This window comes from Escherichia ruysiae (genome assembly GCF_031323975.1).
Classification (GTDB): domain Bacteria; phylum Pseudomonadota; class Gammaproteobacteria; order Enterobacterales; family Enterobacteriaceae; genus Escherichia; species Escherichia ruysiae.
This window is the reverse complement of the sequence record NZ_JAVIWS010000001.1, coordinates 4015472-4040886: the sequence shown is the minus strand read 5'-3', so window position 1 is coordinate 4040886 and position 25415 is coordinate 4015472. Positions and strand designations below refer to the sequence as shown.

Here is a 25415-nt window from a genome sequence, read left to right as displayed (position 1 = left end):
TTTAAAATCGGGGGTCGGAATGTATGCATTAACCCAGGGCCGGATCTTTACCGGTCACGAATTTCTTGATGACCACGCGGTTGTTATCGCTGATGGCCTGATTAAAAGTGTCTGTCCGGTAGCGGAACTGCCGCCAGAGATTGAACAGCGTTCACTGAACGGAGCCATTCTCTCCCCCGGTTTTATTGATGTGCAGTTAAACGGCTGCGGCGGCGTACAGTTTAACGACACCGCTGAAGCGGTAAGCGTTGAAACGCTGGAAATCATGCAAAAAGCCAATGAGAAATCTGGCTGTACTAACTATCTGCCAACGCTTATCACCACCAGCGATGACCTGATGAAACAGGGTGTGCGCGTAATGCGCGAGTACCTGGCAAACCATCCGAACCAGGCGCTAGGTTTGCATCTGGAAGGTCCGTGGCTGAACCTGGTGAAAAAAGGCACTCATAACCCGAACTTCGTGCGTAAACCCGATGCTGCGCTGGTTGATTTCCTGTGCGAAAACGCTGATGTGATTACTAAAGTTACCCTGGCACCGGAAATGGTTCCTGCGGAAGTGATCAGCAAACTGGCAAATGCCGGGATTGTAGTTTCTGCCGGTCACTCCAACGCAACACTGAAAGAAGCGAAAGCCGGTTTCCGCGCTGGGATTACCTTTGCCACCCATCTGTACAACGCGATGCCGTATATTACCGGTCGCGAGCCAGGTCTGGCGGGCGCGATCCTCGATGACGCCGACATTTATTGCGGTATTATTGCCGATGGCTTGCACGTTGATTACGCTAACATCCGCAACGCCAAGCGTCTGAAAGGCGACAAACTGTGTCTGGTCACCGACGCTACTGCACCAGCAGGCGCCAATATTGAACAGTTCATTTTTGCGGGTAAAACAATATACTACCGCAACGGACTTTGTGTGGATGAAAATGGTACGTTAAGCGGTTCATCCTTAACCATGATTGAAGGCGTGCGTAATCTGGTCGAACATTGCGGTATCGCACTGGATGAAGTTTTGCGTATGGCGACGCTCTACCCGGCACGTGCAATTGGCGTTGAAAAACGTCTCGGCACGCTCGCCGCAGGCAAAGTGGCCAACCTGACCGCATTCACACCTGATTTTAAAATCACTAAGACCATCGTTAATGGTAACGAGGTCGTAACTCAATAAGAGAAAGTATGACACCAGGCGGACAAGCTCAGATAGGTAATGTTGATCTCGTAAAACAGCTTAACAGCGCGGCGGTTTATCGCCTGATTGACCAGTTCGGGCCAATCTCGCGAATTCAGATTGCTGAGCAAAGCCAGCTTGCCCCCGCCAGCGTAACCAAAATTACACGTCAGCTTATCGAGCGCGGGCTGATCAAAGAAGTCGATCAGCAGGCCTCCACCGGAGGCCGCCGCGCTATCTCCATCGTCACTGAAACTCGTAATTTCCACGCTATCGGCGTACGACTTGGTCGTCACGATGCCACCATCACCCTGTTTGATCTCAGTAGCAAAGTGCTGGCAGAAGAACATTACCCGCTGCCTGAACGAACCCAGCAGACGCTGGAACATGCCCTGCTGAATGCCATTGCTCAGTTTATTGATAGCTACCAGCGCAAACTGCGCGAGCTGATCGCGATTTCCGTGATCCTGCCTGGGCTTGTTGACCCGGACAGCGGCAAAATTCATTACATGCCGCATATTCAGGTGGAAAACTGGGGGCTGGTAGAAGCACTGGAAGAGCGTTTTAAAGTGACCTGTTTTGTCGGCCACGATATCCGTAGTCTGGCGCTGGCAGAGCACTACTTCGGTGCAAGTCAGGATTGCGAAGACTCCATTCTGGTGCGCGTGCATCGCGGAACGGGGGCTGGAATCATCTCTAACGGGCGCATTTTTATCGGTCGCAACGGCAACGTCGGTGAAATTGGTCATATTCAGGTCGAACCGCTGGGTGAACGCTGCCACTGCGGCAACTTTGGTTGTCTGGAAACTATCGCTGCCAACGCTGCCATTGAACAACGGGTGTTGAATTTATTAAAGCAGGGCTACCAGAGCCGTGTGCCACTGGACGACTGCACCATCAAAACTATCTGCAAAGCTGCGAACAAAGGCGATAGCCTGGCGTCGGAAGTGATTGAGTATGTCGGTCGTCATCTGGGCAAAACCATCGCCATTGCCATCAACCTGTTTAACCCGCAAAAAATTGTTATTGCCGGAGAAATCACCGAAGCCGATAAAGTGCTGCTCCCTGCTATTGAAAGCTGCATTAATACCCAGGCGCTGAAGGCATTTCGCACTAATCTGCCGGTGGTACGTTCTGAGCTGGACCACCGCTCAGCAATCGGCGCTTTTGCGCTGGTAAAACGCGCCATGCTCAACGGTATTTTGCTCCAGCATTTGCTGGAAAATTAATGTGCTTTTATAGTGGCGCTTATTGTTGTCAATATTCTGGGTAGTCCATGACCATTAAAAATGTAATTTGCGATATCGACGGCGTGCTGATGCACGATAATGTCGCCGTACCAGGTGCAGCGGAATTTTTGCACGGGATTATGGATAAAGGCCTGCCGCTGGTGTTGCTGACCAACTATCCTTCGCAGACCGGGCAAGATCTGGCGAACCGCTTTGCCACTGCCGGTGTCGATGTACCGGACAGCGTGTTTTATACCTCCGCGATGGCGACCGCCGATTTCCTGCGTCGCCAGGAAGGTAAAAAAGCGTATGTAGTGGGCGAAGGCGCGCTGATCCATGAGCTGTACAAAGCCGGTTTCACTATTACCGATGTGAACCCTGATTTTGTGATTGTTGGCGAAACGCGCTCCTACAACTGGGACATGATGCATAAAGCAGCCTATTTCGTCGCTAACGGTGCACGCTTTATCGCCACCAACCCGGACACCCACGGGCGCGGTTTTTATCCCGCCTGTGGCGCGTTGTGTGCAGGGATTGAGAAAATCTCCGGGCGCAAACCGTTCTATGTTGGTAAGCCCAGCCCGTGGATCATCCGCGCGGCATTAAACAAAATGCAGGCGCATTCAGAAGAAACGGTGATTGTCGGCGATAACCTGCGTACCGACATTCTGGCGGGCTTCCAGGCAGGTCTGGAGACGATTCTTGTGCTTTCTGGTGTTTCGTCGCTCGACGATATCGACAGTATGCCGTTCCGCCCCAGCTGGATTTACCCGTCGGTCGCTGAAATCGACGTTATCTGAATACCACCCACGTCTGCGGACGTGGTTGGCTCTGACGACAAACGCCAAACTGCCTGATGCGCTACGCTTATCAGGCCTACGCAGCTCCTGCAATACATTGAATTTTCATGCTTTTGTAGGCCGGATAAGGCGTTCACGCCGCATCCGGCATGAACAAATCGCACTTTGTCAGCAATTTGGCCCCCGTAAAATATAACCATTCAATAAAACCCGCTAAAAATTATCGATTCATCAATAAACACGCCACCATACCCTACCCTTTTTCATCAATCAGCAATCACCATTACGTTTTTTATTTTTCCACCGCCAAATCGCTTGCGCACAGTGCTGCTTTGCGGCATTTTTTTAAACAAGCAAACACAACAAGCAACAAATACCAGGTTAACGGAGAAGGTTATGTGTTCAATTTTTGGCGTATTCGATATCAAAACAGACGCAGTTGAACTGCGTAAAAAAGCACTCGAGCTGTCACGCCTGATGCGTCATCGTGGCCCGGACTGGTCCGGTATTTATGCCAGCGATAACACCATTCTCGCTCACGAACGTCTGTCAATTGTTGACGTTAACGCGGGGGCGCAGCCTCTCTACAACCAACAAAAAACTCATGTGCTGGCAGTAAACGGTGAAATCTACAACCACCAGGCACTGCGCGCCGAATATGGCGATCGTTACCAGTTCCAGACCGGGTCTGACTGCGAAGTGATCCTCGCGCTATATCAGGAAAAAGGGGCGGAATTTCTTGACGATTTGCAGGGCATGTTTGCCTTTGCCCTGTACGACAGCGAAAAAGATGCATACCTGATTGGTCGCGACCATCTGGGGATCATCCCGCTGTATATGGGCTATGACGAACACGGTCAGCTGTATGTGGCCTCAGAAATGAAAGCCCTCGTGCCGGTTTGCCGCACGATTAAAGAGTTCCCGGCGGGGAGCTATTTGTGGAGTCAGGACGGCGAAATCCGTTCTTATTATCACCGTGACTGGTTCGACTACGATGCGGTGAAAGATAACGTGACCGACAAAAACGAGCTACGTCAGGCACTGGAAGATTCCGTGAAAAGCCATCTGATGTCTGATGTGCCTTACGGTGTGCTGCTCTCTGGTGGTCTGGATTCCTCAATTATTTCCGCTATCACCAAGAAATACGCCGCCCGTCGCGTGGAAGATCAGGAACGTTCCGAAGCCTGGTGGCCGCAGTTGCACTCCTTTGCTGTAGGTCTGCCGGGTTCACCGGATCTGAAAGCAGCCCAGGAAGTGGCAAACCATCTGGGCACGGTGCATCACGAAATTCACTTCACTGTACAGGAAGGTCTGGATGCCATCCGCGACGTGATTTACCACATCGAAACTTATGATGTAACCACTATTCGCGCTTCAACACCGATGTATTTAATGTCGCGTAAGATCAAGGCGATGGGCATTAAAATGGTGCTGTCCGGCGAAGGTTCTGACGAAGTGTTTGGCGGTTATCTATACTTCCACAAAGCGCCGAACGCTAAAGAACTGCATGAAGAGACGGTGCGTAAACTGCTGGCCCTGCATATGTATGACTGCGCCCGTGCCAACAAAGCGATGTCAGCCTGGGGCGTGGAAGCACGCGTTCCGTTCCTCGACAAAAAATTCCTTGATGTGGCGATGCGTATTAACCCACAGGATAAAATGTGCGGTAACGGCAAAATGGAAAAACACATCCTGCGTGAATGTTTTGAAGCGTATCTGCCTGCAAGCGTGGCCTGGCGGCAGAAAGAGCAGTTCTCCGATGGCGTCGGTTACAGTTGGATCGACACCCTGAAAGAAGTGGCGGCGCAGCAGGTTTCTGATCAGCAACTGGAAACTGCCCGCTTCCGCTTCCCGTACAACACTCCGACCTCAAAAGAAGCGTATCTGTACCGGGAAATCTTTGAAGAATTGTTCCCGCTTCCGAGCGCCGCTGAGTGCGTACCGGGCGGCCCATCCGTCGCCTGTTCTTCTGCCAAAGCGATCGAGTGGGATGAAGCGTTCAAGAAAATGGACGATCCGTCTGGCCGCGCGGTCGGCGTTCACCAGTCGGCATATAAATAAGAAGTGTATTAACGCCCCGGAGAATTCCGGGGCAATTTCAGTTACTGGGGAGCTTGTTGATTCTGATACGCAGTGAGGAAATGTTCCGGGTTTGCCACATCACTGTTTGACAATTCATCACTGTAGGCCAGTACTTCATAGATTAATTTCCCACCACTATTGTTGAATTCCGAATTTCATCCTGTACGACAAAAGAATGGCTGTAGGGTGGGGAAAAAACACAAAGTAAACAATAATTGACGAATATAGCGCCACGCTGTTCGCAACCTAACCAAACAGTCACTTTCGAGCAATTTTCCTTGAAAAAGAGGTTGACGCTGCAAGGCTCTATACGCATAATGCGCCCCGCAACGCCGATAAGGTATCGCGAAAAAAAGATGGCTACGTAGCTCAGTTGGTTAGAGCACATCACTCATAATGATGGGGTCACAGGTTCGAATCCCGTCGTAGCCACCATCTTTTTTTGCGGGAGTGGCGAAATTGGTAGACGCACCAGATTTAGGTTCTGGCGCCGCAAGGTGTGCGAGTTCAAGTCTCGCCTCCCGCACCATTCACCAGAAAGCGTTGTACGGATGGGGTATCGCCAAGCGGTAAGGCACCGGTTTTTGATACCGGCATTCCCTGGTTCGAATCCAGGTACCCCAGCCATCTTCTTCGAGTAAGCGGTTCACCGCCCGGTTATTGGGGTATCGCCAAGCGGTAAGGCACCGGTTTTTGATACCGGCATTCCCTGGTTCGAATCCAGGTACCCCAGCCATCGAAGAAACAATCTGGCTACGTAGCTCAGTTGGTTAGAGCACATCACTCATAATGATGGGGTCACAGGTTCGAATCCCGTCGTAGCCACCAAATTCTGAATGTGTCGAATACGTTCGGCAAATTCAAAAACCAATTTGTTGGGGTATCGCCAAGCGGTAAGGCACCGGATTCTGATTCCGGCATTCCGAGGTTCGAATCCTCGTACCCCAGCCAATTTATTCAAGTCGCTTACTTTGTAAGTGCGCCCTGTTGGGGTATCGCCAAGCGGTAAGGCACCGGATTCTGATTCCGGCATTCCGAGGTTCGAATCCTCGTACCCCAGCCACATTAAAAAAGCTCGCTTCGGCGAGCTTTTTGCTTTTCTGCGTATATTCAATGTCGGATGCGATGTTGACACGTCTTATCCTTCAATGTCGGATGCGACGCTGCCGCGTCTTATCCGACCTACGGTTGGCATGCATCCGGCAATGTTGTAAGGCTATAATCCTAACGCATATTTCAGCGCCTGACGTTTCAACACGCCAGCACGCTCTGCCGCCATTAACCCGAGATTACGCACAAAACGCAGCGGCGGCAGATTATTGCTGAATCCGGCATAAAACAGATCCATACCGCTTTGCATAATGAAGTTATCCGCCATGCGCCGCATCTGGTAACGTTTGAGGATCGGATAACTGGCCCACGCTTCGCCGTAGCTGCGGGCGTTCACCAGAACGTCAATCAGGGCATCGACATCACGATAACCAAGATTCACCCCCTGCCCCGCCAGCGGATGGATGGTGTGCGCAGCATCGCCCACCAGCGCAAGCCCCGGCTGCACATACTGCAACGCATGTCGGCGCGTCAGCGGAAACGCACCAGCGGCAAGCGGTGTCACATAACCCAGACGCGACGGGAAATGCTTCGCGATTTCCGTCTGGAGCTGCGCCATATTCATATTCTGCAACTGGCGAATACGCGCCGGAGAGTCATACCACACCAGCGATGCCCAGTTATCAAACAACGGCAGAAACGCACGCGGTCCGTCCGGGGTAAATTGCTGCCAGGTGCTGTCGCCGGGATCGTTCTCACACTGTACGCTAATCAACATACACGACTGCGCATACTGCCAGGCATGAACGCCAATTCCCGCCATCTGCCGCACCTGCGAATTTGCGCCGTCGGCACCAATCACCAGTTTCGCGCGGATCGTTTCACCGCCCTTCAGTTCCAGCTCCTGAAGATCATTATGGCGATGCAGCGCAATCAGCGAGGTTGGCACACGTAACGTTACTTTCGGATGCGCTTCCAGCGCCTGCCACAGCGCCTGTTGCAGAACGGTGTTTTCCACCATATAGCCCAGCAGAGGCAGCTTTAATTCGGCTGCGTCAAACACCACATGCGCCGTTTCCCACTCCCACGTTTCCAGTCTGCGATAAGGATGGCAACGCATGGCCTGTACCGCATCCCAGACGCCTAAACCTTTAAGCAATGATACCGAAGCCGCGCTGATCGCTGAGATCCGCACGTCCGGCTCACTACCTGCGACAAACGGTGCAGGTTCGGCATGTTCGATAACCGTTACCGTAAATCCGTGCTGTGCCAGTCCCAGCGCCAGTGCGCCACCGACCATTCCTCCGCCGACAATGGCAATTTCCGTTGGTTGATTTGTCATGGTCAATCATCCTGTTAGCAATATGCTTTAAGTTTACAGGATTTTTACCCCCAAGGGCTGATAACGCTCATACTGGTCACAACGGCAGCAAAGCATTACACTATGCGCCCTGCATTCCTGGCTACTATTTCGCAAGAGCAAGTCGATGACCAAAAAACTCCATATTAAAACCTGGGGCTGTCAGATGAACGAGTACGATTCATCGAAGATGGCCGATCTGCTGGATGCCACCCACGGCTATCAACTGACCGACGTGGCGGAAGAAGCGGATGTGCTGCTGCTGAACACCTGCTCAATCCGCGAGAAGGCTCAGGAAAAAGTCTTCCATCAGTTGGGTCGCTGGAAACTGTTAAAAGAGAAGAATCCAGACCTGATTATCGGCGTCGGTGGCTGCGTGGCATCGCAAGAAGGCGAGCACATTCGCCAGCGCGCCCACTATGTCGATATTATTTTTGGGCCGCAAACGCTGCACCGCCTGCCGGAGATGATCAACTCCGTGCGCGGCGACCGCAGCCCGGTTGTAGATATCAGCTTCCCGGAAATCGAGAAGTTCGACCGTCTGCCGGAACCGCGCGCCGAAGGGCCGACCGCGTTTGTCTCCATCATGGAAGGCTGCAATAAATATTGCACCTACTGCGTGGTGCCTTACACCCGTGGTGAAGAGGTAAGCCGTCCGTCTGACGATATTCTGTTTGAGATCGCTCAGCTTGCTGCGCAGGGCGTGCGTGAAGTCAACCTGCTCGGTCAGAACGTGAACGCCTGGCGTGGTGAGAACTACGACGGCACCACCGGATCGTTTGCCGATCTGCTGCGTTTGGTTGCCGCCATCGACGGGATCGATCGTATTCGCTTTACCACCAGCCATCCGATCGAATTTACCGACGATATTATCGAAGTGTATCGCGATACACCGGAGCTAGTGAGTTTCCTGCACCTGCCGGTACAGAGCGGTTCCGATCGCATTCTGAACCTGATGGGGCGTACCCACACGGCGCTGGAGTACAAAGCGATCATCCGTAAACTGCGTGCGGCGCGTCCGGATATTCAGATCAGTTCTGACTTCATCGTTGGCTTCCCTGGCGAAACCACCGAAGACTTCGAGAAAACGATGAAGCTGATTGCCGACGTCAATTTCGACATGAGCTACAGCTTTATCTTCTCTGCACGTCCGGGTACACCAGCCGCCGATATGGTTGATGATGTTCCGGAAGAAGAGAAGAAACAGCGTCTGTATATTCTGCAAGAACGTATCAATCAGCAAGCGATGGCATGGAGCCGCCGGATGCTCGGCACCACCCAGCGTATTCTGGTAGAAGGTACATCGCGTAAGAGCATCATGGAGCTTTCTGGTCGTACTGAAAATAACCGCGTGGTTAACTTCGAGGGCACACCGGATATGATCGGTAAATTCGTCGATGTAGAAATTACCGACGTCTACCCGAACTCTCTACGCGGTAAAGTGGTGCGAACTGAAGATGAAATGGGTCTGCGTGTGGCAGAAACGCCGGAATCGGTGATTGCCCGTACTCGCAAAGAAAACGACCTTGGCGTGGGTTATTATCAGCCGTAATTCTCAGGCCCGCCGTTCCGGTGGGCCTTGTTTTTTCTCTCTTTATCCCCATCTTTACCGCAATGCTTGCGCCTTTTTCCTGTGGCGTGAATAATTTCCTTATAGGCCGGTGAATGTTCAGCTTCCGGCGGCATACAGATAAGAGGAACGGTTTGAACATAGACACTCGCGAAATCACCCTGGAGCCAGCAGACAACGCGCGTCTGTTGAGCCTGTGCGGCCCGTTTGATGACAACATCAAGCAGCTCGAACGCCGTCTCGGCATCGAGATCAATCGCCGCGATAACCACTTTAAACTGACCGGCCGTCCGATTTGCGTCACCGCTGCGGCAGACATTCTGCGTAGCCTGTATGTCGATACTGCCCCGATGCGCGGTCAGATTCAGGATATCGAACCGGAACAGATCCACCTTGCGATTAAAGAAGCGCGGGTACTGGAGCAAAGCGCGGAGAGCGTGCCGGAGTACGGCAAAGCGGTCAATATCAAAACCAAACGCGGCGTAATTAAGCCGCGCACGCCAAACCAGGCGCAGTACATCGCCAATATTCTCGACCATGACATTACCTTCGGCGTTGGCCCGGCGGGTACGGGTAAAACCTACCTGGCAGTGGCTGCGGCAGTTGATGCCCTGGAGCGTCAGGAAATTCGCCGTATTCTGCTGACTCGTCCGGCGGTCGAAGCCGGTGAGAAACTGGGCTTCCTGCCTGGCGATTTAAGCCAGAAAGTAGACCCGTATCTGCGCCCGCTGTACGACGCGCTGTTTGAAATGCTGGGCTTTGAGAAAGTCGAGAAGCTGATTGAGCGCAACGTTATCGAAGTCGCGCCGCTGGCCTATATGCGTGGTCGTACGCTGAACGACGCGTTTATCATTCTTGATGAGAGCCAGAACACCACCATCGAACAGATGAAGATGTTCCTGACCCGTATCGGTTTTAACTCAAAAGCGGTTATCACCGGCGACGTCACACAGATCGACCTGCCGCGTAATACTAAATCAGGCTTACGTCATGCCATCGAAGTGCTGGCCGATGTCGAAGAGATCAGCTTTAACTTCTTCCACAGCGAAGACGTGGTTCGTCACCCGGTGGTGGCGCGTATCGTTAACGCTTATGAAGCCTGGGAAGAAGCCGAACAAAAACGTAAAGCGGCGCTGGCAGCAGAACGCAAGCGCGAAGAACAGGAACAAAAATGAGTCAGGTGATCCTCGATTTACAACTGGCATGTGAAGATAATTCCGGGCTACCGGAAGAGAGCCAGTTTCAAACATGGCTGAATGCGGTGATCCCGCAGTTTCAGGAAGAATCGGAAGTGACTATTCGCCTGGTCGATACCGCCGAAAGCCACAGTCTGAATCTGACCTATCGCGGTAAGGATAAGCCGACCAACGTGCTCTCCTTCCCGTTTGAAGTGCCGCCTGGCATGGAGATGTCGCTGCTGGGCGATCTGGTTATCTGCCGTCAGGTGGTTGAGAAGGAAGCACAGGAGCAAGGCAAACCACTGGAGGCGCACTGGGCGCATATGGTGGTGCACGGCAGTCTGCATTTGTTAGGTTACGATCACATCGAAGATGACGAAGCAGAAGAAATGGAAGCCCTCGAAACAGAGATTATGCTTGCTCTGGGCTATGAGGATCCGTACATTGCCGAGAAAGAATAATTTGCCAGGCATTTGACTGGCAGATGTCCCCGCCGTTGGTGATTAACGACGGCGTTTTGATTAACTAACATGAGAACCCATACGACGCCATGAGCGACGACAATTCACACAGTAGTGACACGATAAGCAACAAGAAGGGATTTTTCTCCCTGTTACTCAGCCAACTTTTCCACGGTGAACCGAAAAACCGTGACGAACTGCTGGCGCTGATCCGTGATTCCGGGCAGAACGACCTTATCGACGAAGATACGCGCGATATGCTCGAAGGGGTGATGGACATCGCAGACCAACGCGTCCGCGACATCATGATCCCCCGCTCCCAGATGATTACCCTGAAACGCAACCAGACGCTGGACGAATGCCTTGATGTCATCATCGAGTCCGCCCACTCACGTTTCCCGGTGATTAGCGAAGACAAAGATCACATTGAAGGGATTCTGATGGCGAAAGACTTGCTGCCGTTTATGCGCAGCGATGCTGAAGCCTTCAGCATGGACAAAGTGTTACGTCAGGCGGTTGTCGTTCCTGAAAGTAAGCGCGTAGACCGGATGCTGAAAGAGTTTCGCTCTCAGCGTTACCACATGGCGATCGTCATTGACGAATTCGGTGGGGTTTCCGGTCTGGTGACCATTGAAGACATCCTGGAACTGATTGTTGGTGAGATTGAAGACGAGTATGACGAAGAAGATGACATCGACTTCCGTCAGCTGAGTCGTCATACCTGGACCGTGCGCGCGTTGGCTTCCATTGAAGACTTCAACGAAGCGTTCGGCACTCACTTTAGCGATGAAGAGGTCGACACTATCGGTGGTCTGGTGATGCAGGCGTTTGGGCATCTTCCGGCACGTGGTGAAACCATCGACATCGACGGTTACCAGTTCAAAGTGGCGATGGCTGACAGTCGGCGTATTATTCAGGTTCATGTCAAAATCCCGGATGACTCACCCCAGCCGAAGCTGGATGAATAAAACCGAAACTGGATAGATAACTACATGGCTTTTGCCTCATTAATTGAACGCCAGCGCATTCGCCTGCTGCTGGCGTTATTATTCGGTGCCTGCGGAACGCTGGCCTTCTCTCCTTACGACGTCTGGCCTACGGCGATTATTTCGCTGATGGGGCTTCAGGCGCTGACCTTTAACCGCCGTCCACTCCAGTCTGCCGCTATTGGCTTTTGCTGGGGATTTGGTCTCTTTGGCAGCGGTATTAACTGGGTCTATGTCAGCATCGCGACCTTTGGCGGGATGCCTGGCCCGGTTAACATCTTCCTGGTGGTGCTGCTGGCGGCGTATTTGTCGCTGTATACCGGACTGTTTGCTGGCGTGCTGTCGCGTCTGTGGCCGAAAACCACCTGGCTGCGCGTGGCGATTGCCGCCCCTGCTCTCTGGCAAGTGACCGAGTTTCTGCGCGGTTGGGTGCTGACTGGTTTCCCGTGGTTACAGTTCGGCTATAGCCAGATTGATGGCCCGTTAAAAGGGCTGGCACCGATAATGGGCGTGGAAGCCATTAACTTCCTGCTAATGATGGTTAGCGGCCTGCTGGCACTGGCGTTGGTCAAACGCAACTGGCGTCCGATGGTGGTGGCCGTCGTGCTGTTCGCCCTTCCCTTCCCGCTGCGTTACATCCAGTGGTTTACCCCGCAACCGGAGAAAACCATTCAGGTTTCGATGGTTCAGGGCGATATTCCGCAATCGCTGAAGTGGGATGAAAGCCAGCTTCTTAATACGCTGAAGATTTACTACAACGCAACGGCACCGCTGATGGGCAAATCATCGTTGATTATCTGGCCGGAGTCGGCGATAACCGATCTGGAAATTAATCAGCAACCGTTCCTCAAAGCACTGGACGGTGAGTTGCGCGATAAAGGTAGCTCGCTGGTAACCGGGATTGTTGACGCGCGTCTCAATAAACAGAACCGCTACGATACCTACAACACCATCATCACGCTGGGTAAAGGTGCACCGTACAGCTACGAATCAGCCGATCGCTATAACAAAAACCATCTGGTGCCATTTGGCGAGTTTGTCCCGCTGGAGTCGATTCTGCGTCCGTTAGCGCCGTTCTTTGATCTGCCGATGTCCTCATTCAGCCGTGGACCATATATCCAGCCGCCGCTGTCGGTGAATGGTATTGAGCTTACTGCGGCTATTTGCTACGAGATCATTCTCGGCGAGCAAGTGCGTGATAACTTCCGCCCGGATACCGACTATCTGCTGACTATCTCCAACGATGCGTGGTTCGGCAAGTCTATTGGCCCGTGGCAGCACTTCCAGATGGCGCGAATGCGTGCGCTGGAGCTGGCGCGCCCGCTGCTGCGCAGCACCAACAACGGCATTACAGCGGTGATTGGCCCGCAGGGTGAGATTCAGGCGATGATCCCGCAGTTCACCCGCGAGGTGTTAACCACTCACGTGACGCCGACCACCGGACTCACACCTTACGCACGTACCGGCAACTGGCCGCTGTGGGTGCTGACGGCACTGTTTGGTTTTGCCGCTGTGTTGATGAGCCTGCGTCAGCGACGTAAATAACCCCTTCTTATCGTGCCGGAATACATCCCGTATTTCGGCACGCTCGCCGGATGCGGCATCAGTGCGTTATCCGGATAACAAAATTCCCCTATCCAACTTTGGCACATCTATTGCTTTGTTATACAAGGCAAACCCTGAACCGGCATTAGCGCAACCCGGTTGCACCACAGCAATACAGCAATAGCACCAAAAAGGTGCATTTTAAGAATTTTGCTTCGGAATGGTGCGGTACATCTCGCAAAAACAAACAATAAAACAGCAATATCTTTACATTTAGCCAAACTAAATGTTACCTAACAAGCACAACACTGCACAATAAAGTTGCAGATGATAACAACACAAACACTCACAACGGGTATCCATGCGTTCTTAACGCAGGAGATAAAGGAGTTGGATATGCAATTACGTAAACCTGCCACATCAATCCTGGCCCTGGCGCTTTCTGCTGGACTGGCACAGGCAGAAGACGCTGCCCCGGCAGCGGGCAGTACGCTGGACAAAATCGCCAAAAACGGCGTGATTGTCGTCGGTCACCGTGAATCTTCAGTACCTTTCTCTTATTACGACAATCAGCAAAAAGTGGTGGGTTACTCGCAGGATTACTCCAACGCCATTGTTGAAGCAGTGAAAAAGAAACTCAACAAACCGGACTTGCAGGTGAAACTGATTCCGATCACCTCACAAAACCGTATTCCGCTGCTGCAAAACGGCACTTTCGATTTTGAATGTGGTTCTACCACCAACAACCTCGAACGCCAGAAACAGGCGGCTTTCTCTGACACCATTTTCGTGGTCGGTACGCGCCTGCTGACCAAAAAAGGTGGCGATGTTAAAGATTTTGCCGATCTGAAAGATAAAGCCGTAGTCGTCACTTCCGGCACCACCTCTGAAGTTTTGCTCAACAAACTGAATGAAGAGCAAAAAATGAATATGCGCATCATCAGCGCCAAAGATCACGGTGACTCCTTCCGCACCCTGGAAAGTGGTCGCGCCGTTGCCTTTATGATGGATGATGCCCTGCTGGCCGGTGAGCGTGCGAAAGCGAAGAAACCAGACAACTGGGAAATCGTCGGCAAGCCGCAGTCTCAGGAAGCTTACGGTTGCATGTTGCGTAAAGATGATCCGCAGTTCAAAAAGCTGATGGATGACACCATCGCTCAGGTGCAGACCTCCGGTGAAGCGGAAAAATGGTTTGATAAGTGGTTCAAAAATCCAATTCCGCCAAAAAACCTGAACATGAATTTCGAACTGTCAGACGAAATGAAAGCACTGTTCAAAGAACCGAATGACAAGGCACTGAACTAATTACAAGAACCAGGGGCGGAAATTCCAGCCCTCTCGATTGTTACGTAGCACGGACAGACTATACGCCTGATGGTCGTTCCCCATCGAGCCTGAAAACCGCAATACGCTGGGTAACAATCTTCGAGGGTAGCAGTTAACGCTGCTACCCTCTTTTTTCTGGAGTAGATTTATGTCTATAGACTGGAACTGGGGTATTTTTTTACAACAAGCCCCGTTCGGCAACACCACCTATCTTGGCTGGATCTGGAGCGGCTTTCAGGTGACGATCGCTTTGTCGATCTGCGCCTGGATTATCGCTTTCCTCGTCGGCTCGTTATTCGGCATTTTGCGTACCGTTCCTAACCGTTTTCTCTCCGGTCTGGGTACGTTGTATGTCGAACTGTTCCGCAACGTGCCACTAATTGTGCAGTTCTTTACCTGGTATCTGGTGATCCCGGAGCTACTGCCGGAGAAGATCGGCATGTGGTTTAAGGCCGAGCTGGATCCCAATATTCAGTTTTTCCTTTCATCCATGCTCTGTCTGGGGCTGTTTACCGCCGCTCGTGTTTGCGAACAGGTGCGCGCCGCGATCCAGTCGCTGCCACGTGGGCAAAAAAATGCCGCGCTGGCGATGGGGTTGACGCTACCACAGGCTTATCGCTACGTGCTGTTGCCTAACGCTTATCGCGTTATCGTCCCGCCGATGACGTCCGAGATGATGAACCTGGTGAAAAACTCCGCCATCGCCTCGACCATCGGGCTGGTGGATATGGCGGCGCAGGCCGGTAAATTGCTCGATTACTCCGCCCACGCCTGGGAATCGTTTACCGCCATTACGCTGGCGTATGTATTGATTAACGCGGTTATCATGCTGGTGATGACGCTGGTTGAACGTAAAGTTCGCCTGCCCGGCAACATGGGAGGCAAGTAATGTACGAGTTTGACTGGAGTTCCATAGTTCCTTCCCTGCCGTATCTGCTGGACGGGCTGGTGATCACCCTGAAAATTACCATCACGGCAGTCGTGATTGGTATTTTATGGGGCACCATGCTGGCGGTGATGCGCCTGTCCAGCTTTGCGCCCGTGGCGTGGTTTGCCAAAGCCTACGTTAACGTGTTCCGTTCAATCCCATTAGTAATGGTTCTGCTATGGTTTTACCTGATCGTGCCGGGTTTTCTGCAAAACGTGCTGGGATTATCACCAAAAACAGATATCCGCTTAATTTCTGCCATGGTGGCGTTTTCGATGTTTGAAGCGGCCTACTATTCCGAGATTATCCGCGCCGGTATTCAAAGTATCTCCCGTGGGCAGTCGAGCGCCGCGCTGGCACTCGGCATGACCCACTGGCAGTCGATGAAACTGATTATTCTGCCGCAGGCATTCCGTGCAATGGTGCCGCTACTGCTCACTCAGGGCATCGTACTGTTTCAGGATACCTCGCTGGTGTATGTGTTATCTCTGGCCGATTTCTTCCGTACCGCCTCAACCATTGGTGAACGTGATGGTACGCAGGTTGAGATGATCCTGTTTGCCGGATTTGTTTATTTCGTTATTAGCCTTAGCGCATCGTTGTTGGTCAGCTACTTGAAAAGAAGGACAGCATAATGATTTCCCTGAAAAATGTTTCAAAATGGTATGGTCACTTTCAGGTGCTGACCGACTGCTCAACCGAAGTGAAAAAAGGCGAAGTGGTGGTGGTTTGTGGCCCGTCCGGCTCCGGTAAATCAACGCTGATAAAAACCGTCAACGGCCTCGAACCGGTGCAGCAAGGCGAAATCACCGTGGATGGCATCGTGGTTAATGACAAGAAAACCGATCTGGCAAAGCTGCGATCCCGCGTCGGCATGGTGTTCCAGCATTTTGAACTGTTCCCCCATCTGTCGATTATCGAAAACCTGACGCTGGCTCAGGTGAAAGTGCTTAAACGCGATAAAGCACCGGCTCGTGAAAAAGCACTGAAATTGCTGGAGCGAGTCGGGCTTTCTGCTCACGCCAATAAGTTCCCGGCGCAGCTTTCCGGCGGTCAGCAGCAGCGTGTGGCAATCGCTCGCGCGTTGTGCATGGATCCTATTGCGATGTTGTTCGACGAACCGACGTCGGCACTCGATCCGGAGATGATCAACGAAGTACTGGACGTGATGGTCGAACTGGCGAACGAAGGAATGACCATGATGGTGGTGACCCACGAAATGGGCTTTGCCCGCAAAGTGGCGAATCGGGTGATCTTTATGGATGAGGGTAAAATTGTCGAAGACTCGCCGAAAGACGCTTTCTTCGATGATCCGAAATCGGACCGCGCGAAAGACTTCCTCGCGAAAATCCTGCATTAATCCCTCTGGCGCGCATAGCCAAGTGCGCGCCATCTCACGCTTTATCGTTTCGCTCCTCGTATCTGTTACATCCTGGCGTTACCCTTGTCGCAAAGAAGCACACAACAAGGAGCAACAATGGCACTGCCAATTCTGTTAGATTGCGACCCAGGTCATGATGACGCTATCGCAATAGTTCTCGCCCTCGCCTCGCCAGAGCTTGATGTCAAAGCGATTACTTCCTCCGCCGGAAACCAGACACCAGAAAAAACCTTACGTAATGTTCTGCGTATGCTGACCTTGCTTAATCGCACCGATATTCCGGTAGCAGGCGGCGCGGTGAAACCGTTAATGCGTGAGTTGATTATCGCGGACAACGTGCACGGCGAAAGTGGGCTGGACGGTCCGGCATTACCGGAACCCGCATTTGCGCCGCAAAATTGCACGGCGGTGGAGCTGATGGCGAAAACGCTGCGCGAAAGTGCTGACCCCGTCACCATTGTTTCTACCGGACCACAAACTAACGTCGCCTTGCTGCTCAATAGCCATCCGGAACTGCATAGCAAAATCGCCCGTATCGTGATTATGGGCGGTGCAATGGGGCTTGGTAACTGGACGCCAGCGGCGGAATTTAATATTTACGTTGACCCGGAAGCGGCAGAAATTGTCTTCCAGTCAGGGATCCCGGTGGTGATGGCCGGTCTGGATGTTACTCACAAAGCACAAATCCACGTTGAGGACACCGAGCGTTTCCGCGCGATTGGCAACCCTGTTTCAACCATTGTTGCCGAACTGCTGGATTTCTTCCTCGAATATCATAAAGACGAAAAATGGGGCTTTGTCGGCGCACCACTGCATGACCCATGCACCATCGCCTGGCTACTGAAACCTGAACTGTTCACCACCGTTGAACGCTGGGTCGGCGTGGAAACACAGGGGAAATATACCCAGGGTATGACGGTGGTTGATTATTATTATCTGACTGGCAATAAACCGAATGCCACTGTAATGGTCGATGTTGATCGTCAGGGCTTTGTTGATTTACTGGCTGAACGGCTTAAATTTTACGCTTAATAACTCGCCGGATGGTATCACGTCATCCGGCACTACCATTACGGCTCGAACGGGCGTCTCTGGAACTGGTCATGACCACATTTCGGGCATAGCGTTAGGACTTCCGGCGTGTAGATCGGGAGATGGAAGTGACATTTCTCGCAGACCAGATTCCCCAGCCCTACCACTTCTCCGCTGTGATAAACCCCGTGATGGTTGAGATCCTGGAAAACTTCGCGCCATTCAAGCTGCGTTTTATCGGTGATGTCTGCCAGCTCCTGCCACAAGCTTTCTTTTATCACCCGCATAAAGACGCTGTCAGATTCTTCTTTCAGGCTCTCTTCATAGCTCATGGCGAACTCTTCCAGGTCACGTCTGACAGCTCGCGTCAACTCATCGACCTCGGTTCGCGTTAACTCCCCTGTTTTTATTACGCGCTCCCGCGCCTGTTCCACCAGTGCGTCGATATCACGTTCGCCATTACGCAGGCGTTCGCTCAGTGACGCGACCAGTTCACGGTAATATTGAGCAACCTTGTTCATCGTTTCATCTCCCGGGTCGTTAACTGACTATAATAATAGACGTTCTTTGTTCCTTGCTTTGCTAATACGCCCACAAACTCTGTAAATTAATGTATGAATAATCCGGGCATCATTTCAACGTCGAGTGCGCGAAAGGCTGTTTTGACGCGGACGTTTGGGCTATGCTATGCGGATCTGAAAAACCACCTCAACGCTACATTTGTAGCCGTATTGAAAACAGGACCACTGGCTGCCATGCAAGAGCAATACCGCCCGGAAGAGATAGAATCCAAAGTACAGCTTCATTGGGATGAGAAGCGCACATTTGAAGTAACCGAAGACGAGAGCAAAGAGAAGTATTACTGCCTGTCTATGCTTCCCTATCCTTCTGGTCGACTACACATGGGCCACGTACGTAACTACACCATCGGTGACGTGATCGCCCGCTACCAGCGTATGCTGGGCAAAAACGTCCTGCAGCCGATCGGCTGGGACGCGTTTGGTCTGCCTGCGGAAGGCGCGGCGGTGAAAAACAACACCGCTCCGGCACCGTGGACGTACGACAACATCGCGTATATGAAAAACCAGCTCAAAATGCTGGGCTTTGGTTATGACTGGAGCCGCGAGCTGGCAACCTGTACGCCGGAATACTACCGTTGGGAACAGAAATTCTTCACCGAGCTGTATAAAAAAGGCCTGGTATATAAGAAGACTTCTGCGGTCAACTGGTGTCCGAACGACCAGACCGTACTGGCGAACGAACAGGTTATCGACGGCTGCTGCTGGCGCTGCGATACCAAAGTTGAACGTAAAGAGATCCCGCAGTGGTTTATCAAAATCACCGCTTACGCTGACGAACTGCTCAACGATCTGGATAAACTGGATCACTGGCCAGACACCGTTAAAACCATGCAGCGTAACTGGATCGGTCGTTCCGAAGGCGTGGAAATCACCTTCAACGTTAACGACTATGACAACACGCTGACCGTTTACACTACCCGCCCGGACACCTTTATGGGTTGTACTTATCTGGCGGTAGCGGCGGGTCATCCGCTGGCACAGAAAGCGGCAGAAAATAATCCTGAACTGGCGTCCTTTATCGACGAATGCCGTAACACCAAAGTTGCCGAAGCTGAAATGGCGACAATGGAGAAAAAAGGTGTCGATACCGGCTTTAAAGCGGTTCACCCATTAACGGGCGAAGAAATTCCGGTTTGGGCAGCAAACTTCGTATTGATGGAGTACGGCACTGGCGCAGTCATGGCGGTTCCGGGTCACGACCAGCGCGACTACGAGTTTGCCTCTAAATACGGCCTGAACATCAAACCGGTGATCCTGGCTGCTGACGGCTCTGAGCCAGATCTTTCTCAGCAAGCCCTGACTGAAAAAGGCGTGCTGTTCAACTCTGGTGAGTTCAACGGTCTTGACCATGAAGCGGCCTTTAACGCCATTGCCGACAAATTGACGGCAATGGGCGTTGGCGAGCGTAAAGTAAACTATCGCCTGCGCGACTGGGGTGTTTCCCGTCAGCGTTACTGGGGCGCACCGATTCCGATGGTGACGCTGGAGGACGGCACTGTGATGCCTACTCCGGACGACCAGTTGCCGGTGATCCTGCCGGAAGATGTGGTAATGGATGGTATTACCAGCCCGATCAAAGCAGATCCTGAGTGGGCGAAAACCACCGTTAACGGTATGCCGGCACTGCGTGAAACCGATACTTTCGACACCTTTATGGAGTCCTCCTGGTACTATGCGCGCTACACTTGCCCGGAGTACAAAGAGGGTATGCTGGATTCCAAAGCAGCTAACTACTGGCTGCCGGTAGATATCTACATTGGTGGTATCGAACACGCCATCATGCACCTGCTCTACTTCCGCTTCTTCCACAAACTGATGCGTGATGCAGGCATGGTGAACTCTGACGAGCCAGCGAAACAGCTGCTGTGTCAGGGTATGGTGCTGGCAGATGCCTTCTACTATGTAGGCGAAAACGGCGAACGTAACTGGGTTTCCCCGGTTGATGCTATCGTTGAGCGCGACGAGAAAGGCCGTATCGTGAAAGCGAAAGACGCGGCAGGCCATGAACTGGTGTATACCGGCATGAGCAAAATGTCCAAGTCGAAGAACAACGGTATCGACCCGCAGGTGATGGTTGAACGTTACGGCGCGGACACCGTTCGTCTGTTTATGATGTTCGCTTCTCCGGCGGATATGACTCTCGAATGGCAGGAGTCCGGCGTTGAAGGGGCTAACCGCTTCCTGAAACGTGTCTGGAAACTGGTGTACGAGCACACTGCGAAAGGTGATGTTGCGGCGCTGAACGTTGACGCACTGACTGAAGATCAGAAAGCTCTACGTCGTGATGTTCATAAAACTATCGCTAAAGTGACCGATGATATCGGTCGTCGTCAGACCTTCAACACCGCAATTGCGGCGATTATGGAGCTGATGAACAAACTGGCGAAAGCACCGACCGATGGCGAGCAGGATCGCGCTCTGATGCAGGAAGCCCTGCTGGCCGTTGTTCGTATGCTTAACCCGTTCACGCCGCACATCTGCTTCACGCTGTGGCAGGAACTGAAAGGTGAAGGTGATATCGACAACGCGCCGTGGCCGGTTGCAGACGAGAAAGCGATGGTGGAAGATTCCACTCTGGTGGTGGTGCAGGTTAACGGTAAAGTCCGTGCCAAAATCACCGTTCCGGTAGATGCAACGGAAGAACAGGTTCGCGAACGTGCTGGCCAGGAACATCTGGTAGCAAAATATCTTGATGGCGTTACCGTGCGTAAAGTGATTTACGTACCGGGTAAACTCCTCAATCTGGTCGTTGGCTAAGCGCGGGAGGAAGCGTGCGATATCTGGCAACATTGTTGTTATCTCTGGCGGTGTTAATCACCGCCGGGTGTGGCTGGCATCTGCGTGATACCACGCAGGTTCCTTCCACTATGAAGGTCATGATCCTGGACTCTGGCGACCCGAACGGGCCGTTAAGCCGTGCGGTGCGTAATCAGTTGCGTCTGAACGGTGTTGAGTTGCTTGATAAAGAAACCACGCGTAAGGATGTTCCATCCCTGCGTTTGGGTGCTGTATCAATCTCCCAGGATACCGCTTCAGTTTTCCGTAATGGTCAAACCGCTGAATATCAAATGGTGATGACTGTCAGCGCGTCAGTATTGATCCCTGGCCGTGACATCTACCCGATTAGCGCCAAAGTCTTCCGTTCGTTCTTCGATAACCCGCAAATGGCGTTAGCGAAAGATAATGAGCAAAGCATGATCATTCAAGAGATGTACGACCGTGCTGCCGAACAGCTGATACGTAAGCTGCCAAGCATCCGCGCTGCGGATATCCGTTCCGACGAAGATACGTCGAAAACAACGGATACTGCAGCAACGCCTGCACGCGTCTCTACTACGCTGGGTAACTGATGATTCGGTTGTACCCGGAACAACTCCGCGCGCAGCTCAATGAAGGGCTGCGCGCGGCGTATCTTTTGCTTGGTAACGATCCTCTGTTGTTGCAGGAAAGCCAGGACGCTGTTCGTCAGGTAGCTGCAGCACAAGGATTTGCAGAACACCACACTTTTTCCATTGATCCCAACACCGACTGGAATGCGATATTTTCGCTATGCCAGGCCATGAGCCTGTTCGCCAGTCGACAAACGCTATTGCTGCTGTTACCAGAAAACGGACCAAATGCGGCGATCAATGACCAACTTCTGACACTGACCGGACTGCTGCATGACGATTTGCTGCTGATCGTGCGCGGCAATAAATTAAGCAAAGCGCAGGAAAATGCTGCCTGGTTTACTGCTCTTGCTAATCGAAGCGTGCAGGTAACCTGTCAGACACCGGAGCAGGCTCAGCTTCCTCGCTGGGTTGCTGCGCGTGCAAAACAGCTCAACTTAGAACTGGATGACGCTGCAAATCAGATGCTCTGCTATTGTTATGAAGGTAACCTGCTGGCGCTGGCACAGGCGCTGGAGCGTTTATCGCTTCTCTGGCCGGACGGCAAACTGACATTACCGCGCGTTGAGCAGGCAGTGAATGATGCCGCGCATTTCACCCCTTTTCATTGGGTCGATGCTTTGTTGATGGGCAAAAGCAAGCGCGCATTGCACATTCTTCAGCAACTGCGTCTGGAAGGCAGCGAGCCGGTTATTTTGTTGCGCACATTACAACGTGAACTGTTGTTACTGGTTAATTTGAAACGTCAGTCTGCCCATATGCCGTTACGCGCGTTGTTTGATAAGCATCGCGTTTGGCAGAACCGGCGGGGCATGATGGGCGAGGCATTAAATCGCTTAAGCCAGCCGCAGTTACGTCAGGCCGTGCAACTTCTCACACGAACGGAACTCACCCTCAAACAAGATTACGGCCAGTCGGTTTGGGCAGATCTGGAGGGATTATCTCTTCTGTTGTGCCATAAACCACTGGCAGACGTATTTATCGATGGTTGATATGAAATCTTTACAGGCTCTGTTTGGCGGCACCTTCGATCCGGTGCACTATGGTCATCTTAAACCCGTGGAAACGCTGGCGAATCTGATTGGTCTGACGCAAGTGACTATCATCCCTAACAATGTTCCTCCGCATCGTCCACAGCCGGAAGCAAACAGCGCGCAGCGAAAACACATGCTTGAACTGGCTATTGCCGACAAACCACTGTTTACCCTTGATGAACGTGAGTTAAAGCGCAATGCCCCCTCTTACACTGCGCAAACACTCAAAGAGTGGCGACAGGAACAAGGTGACGATGTGCCACTGGCGTTTATTATTGGTCAGGATTCACTGCTGACTTTTCCCACCTGGTACGAATACGAAACAATTCTCGACAATGCGCATTTAATTGTCTGTCGGCGTCCCGGTTACCCGCTTGAAATGGCGCAACCACAATACCAGCAGTGGCTGGAAGATCATTTGACGCATAATCCAGAAGATCTGCACCTTCAGTCTGCCGGTAAAATTTACCTCGCTGAAACGCCGTGGTTTAACATCTCGGCGACCATCATCCGCGAACGCTTGCAAAACGGCGAATCATGTGAAGATTTGTTACCGGAATCGGTATTGACCTACATTAACCAACAAGGCTTGTATCGCTGATACCTGTCATCACGGAGGGAATGATGCGACTGTGGTTAATTCGTCACGGCGAAACGCAGGCAAATGTCGATGGATTGTACAGCGGTCATGCGCCGACGCCACTGACTGCACGCGGTATCGAGCAAGCTCAAAGCCTGAATACCCTGTTGCGTGATGTTCCCTTCGATATGGTTTTATGTAGTGAGCTGGAACGCGCGCAGCATACCGCGCGGCTGGTTCTCAGTGACCGCCAGCTCCCTGTACAAACCGTCCCTGAGCTTAATGAAATGTTTTTTGGTGACTGGGAGATGCGGCATCATCGCGATTTGATGCAAGAAGATGCCGAAAACTATAGCGCATGGTGCAATGACTGGCAGTATGCCGTCCCAACTAACGGCGAAGGTTTTCAGGCGTTTTCGCAACGGGTAGAAAGGTTTATTGCCGGATTTGTTGAATATCAGCACCACAAAAATATATTAGTCATCAGCCATCAGGGCGTGTTGAGTCTGTTAATTGCACGCTTACTTGGTATGCCAGCCGGGGCGATGTGGCATTTTCGTGTAGACCAGGGCTGCTGGAGCGCCATTGAAATCAATGACGCATTCGCAACTCTACGTGTCCTCAATAGCCGTGCTATATGGCACAGGGATGCATGACTTTTCTGTTTTTTTGCATGTAAGGTGCAGCGCCCATTGACAGCCCCGGACAGGCTGATATTCTCCGCAGCCGGACTTTTTCCGCTAAACACGACTTTGTAGAAATTGTTTTACAAAAATGGCGATGCAATCTGCGGCGCAGGGTGGGATGATAGCCCACTTTCGAAAGCCGATTCGGCGACAATTGTCCCGAAATCGCCTCTGGTTCAGGTATACTGGCAGACCGTTTTTTATCTTTTTAATTCACCCAGGGGGAAAACTTGCAGGGTAAAGCACTCCAGGATTTTGTTATCGACAAAATTGATGACCTCAAAGGTCAGGACATCATCGCCTTAGACGTTCAGGGCAAATCCAGCATCACCGACTGCATGATCATCTGTACGGGTACGTCCAGCCGTCATGTTATGTCCATTGCTGACCACGTTGTGCAGGAGTCTCGTGCTGCTGGTCTATTGCCGCTCGGCGTAGAAGGTGAAAACAGCGCCGACTGGATTGTCGTTGATTTGGGCGAAGTTATTGTCCATGTCATGCAGGAAGAGAGCCGTCGCCTGTATGAACTGGAAAAACTCTGGAGTTAATGTGTGAAGCTGCAACTTGTGGCCGTGGGAACGAAAATGCCGGACTGGGTACAAACCGGTTTTACCGAGTACCTGCGTCGTTTTCCGAAAGATATGCCTTTTGAGCTGATTGAAATTCCGGCCGGGAAACGCGGCAAGAACGCGGACATCAAGCGCATACTCGACAAAGAGGGTGAGCAGATGCTGGCAGCCGCAGGCAAAAACCGCATTGTCACCCTCGACATTCCAGGCAAGCCCTGGGACACACCGCAGTTAGCCGCTGAACTGGAACGATGGAAGCTTGATGGCCGCGACGTCAGCCTGCTTATTGGCGGGCCTGAAGGGTTATCACCTGCCTGTAAAGCAGCGGCAGAACAAAGCTGGTCGCTTTCCGCGCTGACCCTCCCCCATCCGCTGGTTCGCGTACTGGTCGCAGAGAGTCTGTACCGGGCGTGGAGCATTACCACCAACCATCCTTATCACCGTGAGTGATAAGAAAGCTTTGAGTAGAAAACGCAGCGG

23 protein-coding genes and 7 tRNA genes are annotated in these 25415 nt (G+C 52.2%); 28 read left to right on the top strand and 2 right to left on the bottom strand.

Annotated elements, in window-relative coordinates; genetic code table 11:
• Positions 1 to 19 precede the first annotated feature (19 nt).
• The 11 genes from nagA to RGV86_RS19315 all read left to right on the top strand — a co-directional run bounded on the left by nagA (position 20) and on the right by RGV86_RS19315 (position 6342).
• Positions 20 to 1168, top strand: a complete 1149-nt coding sequence (nagA, locus tag RGV86_RS19370; RefSeq protein WP_000271146.1) for an N-acetylglucosamine-6-phosphate deacetylase — start codon at positions 20 to 22, stop codon at positions 1166 to 1168.
• Positions 1169 to 1176: 8 nt separating this feature from the next.
• A complete protein-coding gene (gene nagC, locus RGV86_RS19365) occupies positions 1177 to 2397 on the top strand; it encodes a DNA-binding transcriptional regulator NagC (protein ID WP_016159085.1) in 1221 nt (406 codons plus the stop codon).
• A 47-nt stretch (positions 2398 to 2444) separates the two neighbouring features.
• Positions 2445 to 3197 carry a ribonucleotide monophosphatase NagD gene (gene nagD / locus RGV86_RS19360; RefSeq protein WP_000153129.1) on the top strand — a complete coding sequence of 251 codons (753 nt, stop codon included), beginning with the start codon at positions 2445 to 2447 and terminating at the stop codon, positions 3195 to 3197.
• A gap of 396 nt (positions 3198 to 3593) precedes the next feature.
• Entirely contained in the window at positions 3594 to 5258 is a 1665-nt protein-coding gene (gene asnB / locus RGV86_RS19350) for an asparagine synthase B (protein WP_085460515.1), read from the top strand.
• A 379-nt stretch (positions 5259 to 5637) separates the two neighbouring features.
• A tRNA-Met gene (locus RGV86_RS19345) sits at positions 5638 to 5714 on the top strand.
• A 9-nt stretch (positions 5715 to 5723) separates the two neighbouring features.
• A tRNA-Leu gene (locus RGV86_RS19340) sits at positions 5724 to 5808 on the top strand.
• A 23-nt stretch (positions 5809 to 5831) separates the two neighbouring features.
• Positions 5832 to 5906, top strand: a tRNA-Gln gene (locus RGV86_RS19335).
• 34 nt (positions 5907 to 5940) lie between these two features.
• Positions 5941 to 6015, top strand: a tRNA-Gln gene (locus tag RGV86_RS19330).
• 15 nt (positions 6016 to 6030) lie between these two features.
• Positions 6031 to 6107, top strand: a tRNA-Met gene (locus RGV86_RS19325).
• A gap of 48 nt (positions 6108 to 6155) precedes the next feature.
• A tRNA-Gln gene (locus RGV86_RS19320) sits at positions 6156 to 6230 on the top strand.
• Positions 6231 to 6267: 37 nt separating this feature from the next.
• Positions 6268 to 6342: transfer RNA gene (locus tag RGV86_RS19315), tRNA-Gln, on the top strand.
• Positions 6343 to 6495: 153 nt separating this feature from the next.
• On the opposite strand, the gene ubiF is transcribed toward RGV86_RS19315, so the two are convergent.
• Positions 6496 to 7671, bottom strand: a complete 1176-nt coding sequence (gene ubiF, locus RGV86_RS19310) for a 3-demethoxyubiquinol 3-hydroxylase (RefSeq protein WP_105289825.1) — start codon at positions 7669 to 7671, stop codon at positions 6496 to 6498.
• 145 nt (positions 7672 to 7816) lie between these two features.
• Here ubiF and miaB point away from each other — a divergent pair, with 145 nt between their 5' ends.
• From miaB to rihA, 10 genes are all read left to right on the top strand, one after another.
• A complete protein-coding gene (miaB, locus tag RGV86_RS19305) occupies positions 7817 to 9241 on the top strand; it encodes a tRNA (N6-isopentenyl adenosine(37)-C2)-methylthiotransferase MiaB (protein ID WP_000162740.1) in 1425 nt (474 codons plus the stop codon).
• A gap of 152 nt (positions 9242 to 9393) precedes the next feature.
• Positions 9394 to 10434: a PhoH family protein gene (locus tag RGV86_RS19300; RefSeq protein WP_001018040.1), complete on the top strand. Its 1041-nt coding sequence runs from the start codon at positions 9394 to 9396 to the stop codon at positions 10432 to 10434.
• The gene (gene ybeY, locus RGV86_RS19295) at positions 10431 to 10898 is read left to right on the top strand and encodes an rRNA maturation RNase YbeY (RefSeq protein ID WP_000084457.1); all 468 of its coding nucleotides are present in this window, start codon (positions 10431 to 10433) and stop codon (positions 10896 to 10898) included. The genes RGV86_RS19300 and ybeY overlap by 4 nt, the downstream gene beginning before the upstream one ends.
• Before the next feature lie 89 nt (positions 10899 to 10987).
• A complete protein-coding gene (corC, locus tag RGV86_RS19290; protein WP_001278605.1) occupies positions 10988 to 11866 on the top strand; it encodes a CNNM family magnesium/cobalt transport protein CorC in 879 nt (292 codons plus the stop codon).
• 24 nt (positions 11867 to 11890) lie between these two features.
• The gene (lnt, locus tag RGV86_RS19285) at positions 11891 to 13429 is read left to right on the top strand and encodes an apolipoprotein N-acyltransferase (RefSeq protein WP_000853090.1); all 1539 of its coding nucleotides are present in this window, start codon (positions 11891 to 11893) and stop codon (positions 13427 to 13429) included.
• 396 nt (positions 13430 to 13825) lie between these two features.
• Complete coding sequence (gltI, locus tag RGV86_RS19280) at positions 13826 to 14734, top strand: glutamate/aspartate ABC transporter substrate-binding protein GltI (RefSeq protein WP_309508455.1); 909 nt, start codon at positions 13826 to 13828, stop codon at positions 14732 to 14734.
• 169 nt (positions 14735 to 14903) lie between these two features.
• On the top strand, positions 14904 to 15644 hold the full coding sequence (gene gltJ / locus RGV86_RS19275) for a glutamate/aspartate ABC transporter permease GltJ (protein ID WP_000020950.1): 741 nt from the start codon (positions 14904 to 14906) through the stop codon (positions 15642 to 15644).
• A complete protein-coding gene (gene gltK, locus RGV86_RS19270) occupies positions 15644 to 16318 on the top strand; it encodes a glutamate/aspartate ABC transporter permease GltK (protein ID WP_000272809.1) in 675 nt (224 codons plus the stop codon). Before gltJ ends, gltK begins: the two co-directional genes overlap by 1 nt.
• Positions 16318 to 17043, top strand: a complete 726-nt coding sequence (gltL, locus tag RGV86_RS19265) for a glutamate/aspartate ABC transporter ATP-binding protein GltL (RefSeq protein WP_000624497.1) — start codon at positions 16318 to 16320, stop codon at positions 17041 to 17043. Before gltK ends, gltL begins: the two co-directional genes overlap by 1 nt.
• Positions 17044 to 17160: 117 nt before the next feature.
• The gene (gene rihA / locus RGV86_RS19260) at positions 17161 to 18096 is read left to right on the top strand and encodes a pyrimidine-specific ribonucleoside hydrolase RihA (protein WP_001207497.1); all 936 of its coding nucleotides are present in this window, start codon (positions 17161 to 17163) and stop codon (positions 18094 to 18096) included.
• A gap of 38 nt (positions 18097 to 18134) precedes the next feature.
• Here the strand turns inward: rihA and RGV86_RS19255 are convergent, their stop codons facing one another.
• Entirely contained in the window at positions 18135 to 18617 is a 483-nt protein-coding gene (locus tag RGV86_RS19255) for a zinc ribbon-containing protein (protein ID WP_001044880.1), read from the bottom strand.
• A gap of 234 nt (positions 18618 to 18851) precedes the next feature.
• Here RGV86_RS19255 and leuS point away from each other — a divergent pair, with 234 nt between their 5' ends.
• The 7 genes from leuS to rlmH all read left to right on the top strand — a co-directional run bounded on the left by leuS (position 18852) and on the right by rlmH (position 25385).
• On the top strand, positions 18852 to 21434 hold the full coding sequence (gene leuS, locus RGV86_RS19250) for a leucine--tRNA ligase (protein ID WP_010346551.1): 2583 nt from the start codon (positions 18852 to 18854) through the stop codon (positions 21432 to 21434).
• Positions 21435 to 21448: 14 nt separating this feature from the next.
• Positions 21449 to 22027 (top strand): LPS assembly lipoprotein LptE, encoded by a 579-nt coding sequence (gene lptE, locus RGV86_RS19245; protein ID WP_001269667.1) that lies wholly within the window; start codon positions 21449 to 21451, stop codon positions 22025 to 22027.
• Entirely contained in the window at positions 22027 to 23058 is a 1032-nt protein-coding gene (holA, locus tag RGV86_RS19240) for a DNA polymerase III subunit delta (protein ID WP_000620515.1), read from the top strand. Before lptE ends, holA begins: the two co-directional genes overlap by 1 nt.
• 1 nt (position 23059) lies before the next feature.
• Positions 23060 to 23701: a nicotinate-nucleotide adenylyltransferase gene (gene nadD, locus RGV86_RS19235; protein ID WP_024165169.1), complete on the top strand. Its 642-nt coding sequence runs from the start codon at positions 23060 to 23062 to the stop codon at positions 23699 to 23701.
• Between the two features lie 23 nt (positions 23702 to 23724).
• Entirely contained in the window at positions 23725 to 24336 is a 612-nt protein-coding gene (locus RGV86_RS19230; protein ID WP_010346554.1) for an adenosylcobalamin/alpha-ribazole phosphatase, read from the top strand.
• Positions 24337 to 24596: 260 nt separating this feature from the next.
• Positions 24597 to 24914 (top strand): ribosome silencing factor, encoded by a 318-nt coding sequence (gene rsfS, locus RGV86_RS19225; RefSeq protein ID WP_001161665.1) that lies wholly within the window; start codon positions 24597 to 24599, stop codon positions 24912 to 24914.
• 3 nt (positions 24915 to 24917) lie between these two features.
• Entirely contained in the window at positions 24918 to 25385 is a 468-nt protein-coding gene (gene rlmH / locus RGV86_RS19220) for a 23S rRNA (pseudouridine(1915)-N(3))-methyltransferase RlmH (RefSeq protein ID WP_000776104.1), read from the top strand.
• Positions 25386 to 25415 lie beyond the last annotated feature (30 nt).

Bases quoted from the DNA above. Each gene is read 5' to 3' on its own strand.
- corC (WP_001278605.1), top strand. From the start codon at position 10,988: ATGAGCGACGACAATTCACACAGTAGTGACACGATAAGCAACAAGAAG.
- RGV86_RS19255 (WP_001044880.1), bottom strand. From the start codon at position 18,617: ATGAACAAGGTTGCTCAATATTACCGTGAACTGGTCGCGTCACTGAGC.
- gltK (WP_000272809.1), top strand. From the start codon at position 15,644: ATGTACGAGTTTGACTGGAGTTCCATAGTTCCTTCCCTGCCGTATCTG.
- gltJ (WP_000020950.1), top strand. From the start codon at position 14,904: ATGTCTATAGACTGGAACTGGGGTATTTTTTTACAACAAGCCCCGTTC.
- ubiF (WP_105289825.1), bottom strand. From the start codon at position 7,671: ATGACAAATCAACCAACGGAAATTGCCATTGTCGGCGGAGGAATGGTC.
- ybeY (WP_000084457.1), top strand. From the start codon at position 10,431: ATGAGTCAGGTGATCCTCGATTTACAACTGGCATGTGAAGATAATTCC.
- nagA (WP_000271146.1), top strand. From the start codon at position 20: ATGTATGCATTAACCCAGGGCCGGATCTTTACCGGTCACGAATTTCTT.
- miaB (WP_000162740.1), top strand. From the start codon at position 7,817: ATGACCAAAAAACTCCATATTAAAACCTGGGGCTGTCAGATGAACGAG.
- leuS (WP_010346551.1), top strand. From the start codon at position 18,852: ATGCAAGAGCAATACCGCCCGGAAGAGATAGAATCCAAAGTACAGCTT.
- nadD (WP_024165169.1), top strand. From the start codon at position 23,060: ATGAAATCTTTACAGGCTCTGTTTGGCGGCACCTTCGATCCGGTGCAC.
- gltL (WP_000624497.1), top strand. From the start codon at position 16,318: ATGATTTCCCTGAAAAATGTTTCAAAATGGTATGGTCACTTTCAGGTG.
- lnt (WP_000853090.1), top strand. From the start codon at position 11,891: ATGGCTTTTGCCTCATTAATTGAACGCCAGCGCATTCGCCTGCTGCTG.
- holA (WP_000620515.1), top strand. From the start codon at position 22,027: ATGATTCGGTTGTACCCGGAACAACTCCGCGCGCAGCTCAATGAAGGG.
- gltI (WP_309508455.1), top strand. From the start codon at position 13,826: ATGCAATTACGTAAACCTGCCACATCAATCCTGGCCCTGGCGCTTTCT.
- asnB (WP_085460515.1), top strand. From the start codon at position 3,594: ATGTGTTCAATTTTTGGCGTATTCGATATCAAAACAGACGCAGTTGAA.
- nagC (WP_016159085.1), top strand. From the start codon at position 1,177: ATGACACCAGGCGGACAAGCTCAGATAGGTAATGTTGATCTCGTAAAA.
- rihA (WP_001207497.1), top strand. From the start codon at position 17,161: ATGGCACTGCCAATTCTGTTAGATTGCGACCCAGGTCATGATGACGCT.
- nagD (WP_000153129.1), top strand. From the start codon at position 2,445: ATGACCATTAAAAATGTAATTTGCGATATCGACGGCGTGCTGATGCAC.
- RGV86_RS19230 (WP_010346554.1), top strand. From the start codon at position 23,725: ATGCGACTGTGGTTAATTCGTCACGGCGAAACGCAGGCAAATGTCGAT.